Below are 8,851 nucleotides of genomic sequence, written 5' to 3' on the forward strand. Positions count from 1 at the left end.
TCTAAAACGGCATCAATCAGTTTTCCCTGAAGAATTGTTTGCTCTAAAGAGCCCACACTGGATGCTTGGGCTTTGGGTGTTGATCGGCTTCCCACATTATTTTGAAAATCCGAGTTAGCGTTATTGCTGCCGCCTTGGTAGGAATCGGCACTTCCTGACCTTATTCTTTGCGGTGTCGCCGCTTGATTTTGCCCTCCGTAAATGACAAGGGCTGATTTCATGCGGGCGTCTCGCAACTCATCCTCATCGGAATGGTCCTCCACTTTCACATCAGGAGGTGAGGGAAGAATTACCGGCCCCGCAGCGGGTTCAAACTCCACCGCTTCTTTTTGAATTCCATCTTTTGGTTTTTCCTTTCCACTGAATAGAAAGAAAAGAACAATGGCCGCTAGAATCATGAGAGCTAATCCAACCATTCCAAAGTTTTTCTTTTTAGGGTCCAGAGAACTGAGCAGTGGTTGACGATCCAAAATATTGGCTTCCTGCTTTGTTTCGTCTGGAATTTTCTTGTTTAAATCATCCATTGTAGCCTCCCCTTGTCGCGCCGTAGTCCCAAAGGGACGAAGGCGGATTAGTTTGAAGATAAATATCCAGAATTATTTTTCGCTTTTTTACGAATGACAGTACCGACAATACCCCCGCGTCTTAACAAAAGCTTGTCGACAACTCGCTCCACAACCACATAAGGGCCTTGAATGCGGTAATTGACGATGGATTCCTTCCCGCTGGAATCGATCCAGAAGATGGCGGGCAAGTCTGAGGTGCTTTTGAATTGGAGATAGGTAAAATCCCCATCATCAAAGGCGCGGACCAGTCCGCTTTTCTTGTCATCTTTGAGTTTGTAATTGAAATTATACGCATCCGGCAGTTTCGGCTTAAAAGCCCCATTGGAGGTGAACGCCGCGTTTGAGTATTCAAATCGTACCAAGTAAGTCATGTCGGAAACGACACGTGCGTCTATCGTGGATAGATTGAAATAATAAGTCCGTTTATTGGTGATTACTGTGAGGTTGGTCCGAGGATTGGGTTCCACGGGTTTCAAGAAAACCCTGTTTCCCATCGGAACTACCTGCCAGGCAATGGAATCCCCAATGGAAGCCACTTGAATGGATTCGGATTCAGAGAACTCAATGGTTGTTTGATAACCGAAGGTGGATTTTATTTCGTAAATCTCGTTTGGATTGTAAATGACGTGCTTTATTCGGGAATCACTTCCCAAGGGCCTTGGCCTTTGTTCTGCAAAAGCAGGTAGGGCCAATAAGATTAACATGAGAGTTAAGAGTTTTGTTTTCATCGGATTATCTCCTGATCTACCCGATAGGTGATGACCTGAAACCCAAGCGGGTTGTTTAAACGGTCGTTTTCATCCATCGGAGTGTTGACGTAGCGGAAGGTTAAAATACTGACCCAGTAATTTTCTTTGTGTTCGTTGCGGCTGTTTTCGGTAGTTGAAAATCGCACTTGAGCGGTCTTTTTTCTTTTATCAAGGAAACTAACGGAACTGATTTTAACGGTGCGGGTTGTTGTACTCTTATAGCGCTCAACAGGACTATGGGGATTGCCATTGGCTACAGAGGCATTGAATCTTTCTGATTCATCCGAGGAAGACATGAGCCGGACAAGATCGTAATTTCGATTCACATCTTGAGGATCAAATGTCTCACGAGCGATGACGTATTTGACAATGAAGGATTTGGTGACGGCTTCTTCTTCGGTGAGCGTGTTTTCTTGATTGTCCCGTAAGGGTTTTAAAACATTGGTAACGCCTGATTTATTGTCCACCTGAAGGATGTAGGGCTCTACACTTTTTAGCGGGGTAAGCGAAACCAAGGCAATGCCTTCGATCCCTGCTAATAGGATGCTCACCACTCCAATCAGAAACCATCGGTTTCGTTGGATGACAGTGGAGCGATAGAGGTCATGGTACCACTCGCTTACAGCGGGATCATCTTTTAATGTCGAACGTACGGATTTCATAAAAAAATTATTTCCCCATTTTACTTTTAACAATACTCACTGCTTTGGCTGCCTGTTTGGCGGCCACAGGGGCTTTGGTGGCGATGAACTTACTGGGGCGAGTCACGTAGTTGCTAAAGACTCCCATGGCGGAAAGAGTAATTCCTCCTCCCAAAGCTGCGGCAATTTTGAGGACTTGAGAACAAAGAAGTGTGGTGATGGCCCCCATCAAAAGATATGGGGTTGTAGTGGCCATGGTGAGGTTTTCACCAGCAGCCTTCATTTCATTCACCGGGGCTTGAATTAATTGAAGGGCCAGCCCTAAAACGGCATAGGTAATCACGGGAATCATGGCGTAGTGAACCAGATAATTGATCCACCCCTGAAAGAGCCCTTGAGTGCTCTTCCACAGGGCGAAGGTAAGAAAGATGGGAGCTATGGAAAGTAAAACAGCCAATCCCATTTTGGCAAAGACGAGCAGAAAAAGGGCGACGCCGACCATGAGCACCGTTCCAATAATGACAAGGAGTGCAAGAAGCATTTGGGCAATGTCAAAAGTTCCTGCTTTACGGAAAATATTTTGGGCGGCCTCAATGCCCACAACATAAACATCTTCAAGCTGCTTTGTCGGAGCGTTGCCTCCCAAAAGAGCCGAAGTAAGCTTGTCAGGGCCTGACGTAAAAACATTGTAGAAGAAAGTTGTAAACGTCCCCCAATTGGTAGCCAATTGAAAGATGATGAGGGCTTTCAGAATGTGTTTTGCCACCTGTTGAAGGGTGAGAGGAATCATTCCCTGCAAAACTCCAATGCCAAACATGGCGACGTAAATCACCAGCATCAAGCGCAGCTCCGACATATGAGCGCTGACGACGGCCTGATAGGCTTTGGCTGTGTAACCCAGGGTTACTTGATCGACTTGCATCAAAATTTCAGTTGGGAGTGCCATAAAGAGTTCCTTACTTGACGACGCCTCCAAAAAATTCGGCGTGATTGGCCGTGGCCTGGTTTTGATTATTTTGAAGGCTTGCCTGAAGGGATAGTTGGATGGAAGCCAACCTTGCCATGTCGAGGTTTAAAAAACCGTTTTCTGCGGCAATACGGCTGTTTAAATCCATGGAGTTTTTAATATTATCCGTCTTGTCGATTTCTTGAGTTAAAGATTCGATGGTTTGCAGACGATTTTGGATGGAATTATAAATTGACTCCGTGGCAGCAAAGGCGGCTTGGGTGTTACTGGTAGAAACCTGATAGCTCACCACATTCCTGTTTTTTGGATCTGGCGAAAGAAGTTTGACATCAATACTTGGCAACAACTTGCTAAAATAATCCTGCCTCTGGCCGTAGAAACCACTTTTTTGCAAACTCACCACTTCCTGCCATGTGGACGGAAGTGCGCGGCGGGTAGCCTTGTCTTTCAAGCTATTCGCAATATTACTAACGCCGTAGGAACCAGTAACAGCGTTTTTGGTAGCCTGTATTTCGGCATACTGCTTTTTCATCACATCAAATTGTTGCTTCATTTGATCGAGTTGCAGTTTCAACCTGGCAATCGCCGAAACATCCACAACCGGCCAAGCGGCATGGGCCGAGTGAATTCCCAAAAAGATCAACATCAAAAATCCAAATATTATTTTTTTATTCATAAACGACTCCGTTCTTGGAATTCAGGAAGCCAATCGTTGGGATGGCTTCCTGTTTTTCGGATAATTTCATCAAGAAGAGCCACGTTTCTGGCTGTTCCCGATAAAATTTTAATGAAATTCTCGAGGCCGGTGAGATCAAGCTTGGCGATAATGGAATCCTTGCCGTGTTTGATGAGAAAACATCGATCATGGGGATTCATCGTTCGGATGAGGTCGAGCTCTCTTTCAGACAGCTTGAAGGCTCCGCAATACCCTTCTACAGTGGCCTTGTGGTTGGGCAAAAAAACGGAAGTTGAAGATTGCTGAACCAAAGTGTCGCCAATGGTGGAATGGATGGCCGATTCAATATTGGGCGTAAGGAAAATAACAAATCCGTTTCGTTTCCGAATGGTCTGAAGCCAGTCTTTTATCTTTGGGGCAAAGTAAGGGTTGTCTAAAAGCTTCCAGCCTTCTTCTAAAACAATGATGGTCGGCTGGCCGGTTAAGGCCATGTTGATGCGGTGGAATAGGTAAGCCAGAACAGGCGGCAGCCCTTTGGAATCCTCTAAAATCTCTCCCATTTCGAATCCATAAAAAGGCTGATCGAACTTGAGAACATCTTCTTCGTTCCCAAAAAGATTTTTGTGACTTCCATTCCCGAACCACATGGACAAACGGTTGGCAAGAGACCCGGCTCCCCCAAGTCCCAAAAAGGGAGCCAGGTTCTCTAGGGTGCGGTGGAGGTCATCGAGTTTAAAATTGCCTTCAATCGCCTCAGAGATTTTGGTCAAATCCTCTGGGCTCAAAGATTCTTTGGGATGAGTGAGAAGCAGTTGAAGCCATTCCGTAAGAAAGGCTCTGTTTTCCGGAGTGTCCGGCAATCGGAGGGGATTAAATCCACTGGGTTGGGAGATGCCCAAAGTGGAGTGTGCGCCGTTCATGGCCCGGATGAAGATTTCGCCGCCTCTGTCTTTATCAAAGAAGAAAAGCTTACAAGGAAACTTGAAGCACTGAGCAATGAGAAAGTTTAATAAAACGCTCTTTCCCGTACCCGTGGGGCCAATGATGGTCGTGTGCCCCACATCATTGGCATGAAAATTAAAGAAGTAAGGTGTCCCTGATACTGTTTCTAACACCGTGACAGCCGGACCCCAGTGGTTACGGGCCAATTTACCGCAGGGATAATTGTGCATCGATGCGAACCCTGCAAAATTTGCCGTGCTAATCAAAGCACTCCGCGCAATGAATGAGAAATTGCTTGGAAGTTGAGCCCAGAAGCAGGGTTCCAGATTCACGTCTTCTCGAACGGCAACAATGCCTAAATTCAAAAAAGCGGCTTCGACTTTGGCCAAGGCCTGGTCGAGCTTTTTGGAATTGTCGGCCATGACTAAAACGGTCAAGTGATGATACCCAAATCCGATGCGCCCTGAAGTAGTGTCATCAAGGGCTTGGTCGATTTGTTCAATCTGGGAGATGGCCAAATCTTCCGTCTGAAGCATTTTCCGTTGCTGAAGCTGGATTTTGCTCAAGGAGCTTTGCCGATCGGTAAAAACAAAAGATTGAGTCAGAATAAATTCTGCCGGAATTTCCAAAAAAGAATCAAGAAGGCCAGGAGATGTCGAATCGGCGTATTCTTTAATGGATAGAATCGCCGCGACTTTGCTTGAAGTCATACCGCGTGCTTCCAAGGCGTCTCTGGCAAAGAATAGCCTTTTGCACGCAAGATACTTCGACATCTCCATGGCTGGTGCCAGGGTGGGGCAGTCTTGCAGGTTGATGAGCTGACTGAAAAACTGTGCGGGCTCTGAGTAAAAACCTTTCCCGTTTTTAACCATGCCCAAAAGTTTGGGGCCATAGTCCCGCAAATTTGCAATGAAGCGGCTGGTAATGGAATCGAGTTCCTTAAAAGCCAGTTTTAGCTCTTGCTCTGTATCGGCTTTGCTCCCCGACAGAGCTTTGAGTTTATCCCGAAGCCCGGCGATGCCGTCCTGTCTCGATTTATGGATGATGGTAAGGTAAAAATCGTTGACATAAAGCTCCAAGCCGGACTGTTTGTTTTTCCAGGCTGTATTTAAATCATTTGAAAAACCAACAGGAAAACTCCCATCGGGATACACATTGCGTTTACGGCGGATGGTATGGGCATAGATAGCGTATTGGCTTTTGCCGATGCTTCTCAAAATAGTGTTCCGAATGTCTTTTTGAAAAGTAAGCCAATCGGGATCAGCGGTTTCAAAGGGAAGGCCCGCAATTTTGATGACCTGTAAAAGGTCCCCTGATTTGGTTAAAACGGTGTGTTCATCATAATGGCAGGAGTAAGGGATAAATGCAGAGATTTGCATTTCATCTTGAGCGGTTTTGAGGAGTTTTGGATTTTCGTTTTTCAGCTTGATGTCAAAAGACATCATAGCTGTTAGCGCCGTTCCAAAACCTTTTATTTTTGCATTTAGTGCAGTGTTTTGCATAAGCGAACCATAGATCGAATGTTCTTGGGTCTTTTAGACACGCGACGTATCCGAGCCCGTGAAGCAGCGGCAGGAACAACATCAGGGGCAAGAAGGAATTCGAGGCCAAAAACAAGATCGTGTTTAAAAGACCATTGATGACAAAAAACGATTGGGTCACGCCCAAAAACATCGTTGGGCGTGTCAGGCCAAGAAACAGCAAATCTGTATTTTCTGTTTTCATGTTTCATGACCCTGACCCTGCAAACATGTCGACGATTTTGGCTGCACCGAAGACCACAGCGATGGCGACAACAATCTCCAACGCACGCCTCCAAGAGATTCGACCCACAAAAGCCGCAAACCCAAAGCCCACGACCGCCAGAATGGCGATGTAGCGGGCTGTGGAGCCGGTCACGTAATCGACGATGGTTTTTAAAGCCTCGTCCCAAGCGGCTGCCGCCATGGCCATTTGAGGGATTAGGAAAAGTGCGGTGGCCAATAGGCCCACCAGAAAATACGTTTCGTTTTTTTTATTTAGTTTCACAGGCACCTCCTTTGTTGTTTTGTTTTCAAAAAATCTAAAACAAACATGACTTATTTAGGAGGAGGCCAAAAGGGACAAAAAGGGAATCTAGGGGACAAAAAGGGAAGTTTTATAGCCAGAGGCTCAACATTTGGATAAAACGCTGACTTCATTTTGCGAGAAAGGTTGCTTGAATTTTGATTTTTAAAATTGGATATTGCCACTCCGTAAATTATGAGCATCGATTCTACCCAATTAAAACTTTTGCTGACTGAAGGCGAAGGACTAAGTGTTGAGTTTAAAGAAAAATATACTCCAAAAATAGATCGGGATATTGTGGCTTTGGCTAATGCCCGTGGAGGAGTTATCCTTCTTGGCGTTGATGATGATGGGCATGTTGTTGGCGAAAAACTGACCAACCGGATGAAGGCTGAAATCATTGACCTTGCCCGCAATTGCGAACCGCATATTGCCCTTAGTGGGATATCTCGGATTGGTGACGTTGCTGCTATCGAGGTTCCTCAAGGACGGGAAAAGCCTTACAGTTGTTCCTCGGGTTATTTTCGCAGGCTTGATGCGGTAACGCAAAAAATGACCCAAAAAGAAGTGCGGACGATATTTAGAGAAAGCACTGATGTCCTGTTTGAAGATTTGAGTTGTCCCAAAATTGTGTTGGAAGACCTTTCGCTTAAGAAGGTCCGAATATTTTTCAAAGAGTTGGGGGCTTCAGTTAAAGTGAGTCAGACAAACTTACCCTCAGTTCTTGCAAGCATAGGGGTCTATCGTGAGAAGGAAATCAACAATGCTGGGGCTCTGATGTTTGCGAATAACGTTGGTCAGTTTATTCCGCATTGCGAATCCATTCTTGCGGCGTTCAAGGGCAAGGACAAAACCTACATCTACGACCGTAAAGACGTACGGGATGATTTGTTGACTCAACTCAATGAAGCGATGGCCTTCTTGAAAAAACATCTAAACGTACGTAGTGAAATTCACGAATTAGACCGCCATGATATTTATGAAATCCCACTGGATGTCTTGCGCGAGGCGCTGGTGAATGCACTTGTTCACCGTGATTACAGCATACGCGGCACCAATATTTCGGTTAATATCTTTGACGACAGAGTCGAGATAGTGAATCCCGGTGGCCTTCCTTCCGGGCTTTCCAAAGAAAATTTTGGGAAAGAATCCGTCAGACGTAATTTGATTGTTGCGGATTTGTTTCATCGTATGGACAAGATGGAGCGTGTTGGCTCCGGCATTGGCCGGATGCGCTCACTAATGAAAAAGGCCCATCTAAAAAAACCTGTTTTTGAATCCGACACATTCTTTCGTGCTCTATTCTATCGCAATCCTGAATATGCTTTGAAAGCTGTTGATGATAAAAATGACCAGAAAACTAGGGAGAAAACTAGGGAGAAAACTAGGGAGAAAATATTGAATCTGATCCGTGAAAATCCTGAGATAGCAACGGAAGAAATGGCTTCTACCCTCGGCCTTTCACGCAAAGGAATAGAATGGCAAATTAGCAAACTGAAGGAATCTGGTCTTTTGAAAAGAGTGGGCCCAGACAGAGGGGGCCATTGGGAAGTTGAATAATAAAAATTCGAGAAGGAGTCACTGACTCCCAAATGTATTATTTCGAAGGACGTCCCTTAGGTCTTATTTTGACCCACTTAATTAGGTCCGTTTCCAGAACGACGAACTTTTTACCAAATTGACGAACCGGAATTGCTGCCATGTATCGCCTAACGGTTTTGACCGACACCCCTAGAAATAGGGCTATTTCTTTTTGACCTGACAAGACTCTGCTGTTATTAAGTGTGTCACTCATTTGGACCTCCGAACAATCCACTCGCAGCACCCCACCCGTGGTGCCGTGTGGTATTTCGTTGACTCATGGCTGTTTTTTTGAGAGGTAACTAATTGAAATTACTTATGAAGTATTTTATGGTGTTAGGCTTGATAGGACTCATAAGCCATTGGTCGCGGGTTCAACTCCCGCCCCTGCCACAAAAAATGAGCGGTTTCCGCCGAAGGCGGATCCGCCTTCGGCACAAAACTTAGTAAATTCAATTCTTTTGATAGAGAGGGGGGGCAAAGGACGATGACACCTTTGGCTGGATCTGGCCCTTCGTAGAGTCTTTCCTCTAATAGGGTCTGGAAAAATGATGGAAAAGTATGGTAATTCTGTGGTAAGAGTATATAGAATCAAAAACAGGAGGTTTTATGCAATTAGATTACCAGGTGATATAAAAATCTTAGTTGAAATTTGAAAGACAGCTCCAGTCGTGGGATAAGAT

9 protein-coding genes and 1 pseudogene (1 of these 10 cut by a window edge) are annotated in these 8,851 nt (G+C 45.3%); 1 reads left to right on the top strand and 9 read right to left on the bottom strand.

The window, feature by feature from the left end:
• From A2048_05975 to A2048_06010, 8 genes and pseudogenes are all read right to left on the bottom strand, one after another.
• Positions 1-524, bottom strand: a pseudogene (locus tag A2048_05975) (hypothetical protein) (it extends 82 nt beyond the left edge of the window).
• Between the two features lie 47 nt (positions 525-571).
• Entirely contained in the window at positions 572-1,294 is a 723-nt protein-coding gene (locus A2048_05980; protein OGP09024.1) for a P-type conjugative transfer protein VirB9, read from the bottom strand.
• Positions 1,291-2,010 (bottom strand): hypothetical protein, encoded by a 720-nt coding sequence (locus A2048_05985; GenBank protein OGP09025.1) that lies wholly within the window; start codon positions 2,008-2,010, stop codon positions 1,291-1,293. The genes A2048_05980 and A2048_05985 overlap by 4 nt, the downstream gene beginning before the upstream one ends.
• Positions 1,985-2,902: a hypothetical protein gene (locus tag A2048_05990; protein ID OGP09026.1), complete on the bottom strand. Its 918-nt coding sequence runs from the start codon at positions 2,900-2,902 to the stop codon at positions 1,985-1,987. The genes A2048_05985 and A2048_05990 overlap by 26 nt, the downstream gene beginning before the upstream one ends.
• A 10-nt stretch (positions 2,903-2,912) precedes the next feature.
• Positions 2,913-3,599: a hypothetical protein gene (locus A2048_05995; protein OGP09027.1), complete on the bottom strand. Its 687-nt coding sequence runs from the start codon at positions 3,597-3,599 to the stop codon at positions 2,913-2,915.
• Positions 3,596-5,986, bottom strand: coding sequence for a hypothetical protein (locus tag A2048_06000; GenBank protein OGP09028.1), 2,391 nt, complete (start codon positions 5,984-5,986; stop codon positions 3,596-3,598). The genes A2048_05995 and A2048_06000 overlap by 4 nt, the downstream gene beginning before the upstream one ends.
• Entirely contained in the window at positions 5,973-6,266 is a 294-nt protein-coding gene (locus A2048_06005; GenBank protein OGP09029.1) for a hypothetical protein, read from the bottom strand. The genes A2048_06000 and A2048_06005 overlap by 14 nt, the downstream gene beginning before the upstream one ends.
• Before the next feature lie 3 nt (positions 6,267-6,269).
• On the bottom strand, positions 6,270-6,575 hold the full coding sequence (locus A2048_06010) for a hypothetical protein (GenBank protein OGP09030.1): 306 nt from the start codon (positions 6,573-6,575) through the stop codon (positions 6,270-6,272).
• Between the two features lie 204 nt (positions 6,576-6,779).
• Here A2048_06010 and A2048_06015 point away from each other — a divergent pair, with 204 nt between their 5' ends.
• Positions 6,780-8,147, top strand: a complete 1,368-nt coding sequence (locus A2048_06015) for a hypothetical protein (GenBank protein ID OGP09031.1) — start codon at positions 6,780-6,782, stop codon at positions 8,145-8,147.
• Between the two features lie 37 nt (positions 8,148-8,184).
• Here the strand turns inward: A2048_06015 and A2048_06020 are convergent, their stop codons facing one another.
• Positions 8,185-8,382 (bottom strand): hypothetical protein, encoded by a 198-nt coding sequence (locus A2048_06020; protein OGP09032.1) that lies wholly within the window; start codon positions 8,380-8,382, stop codon positions 8,185-8,187.
• Positions 8,383-8,851: the final 469 nt, after the last annotated feature.

Source organism: Deltaproteobacteria bacterium GWA2_45_12, from assembly GCA_001797365.1.
GTDB lineage: Bacteria > UBA10199 > UBA10199 > UBA10199 > UBA10199 > UBA10199.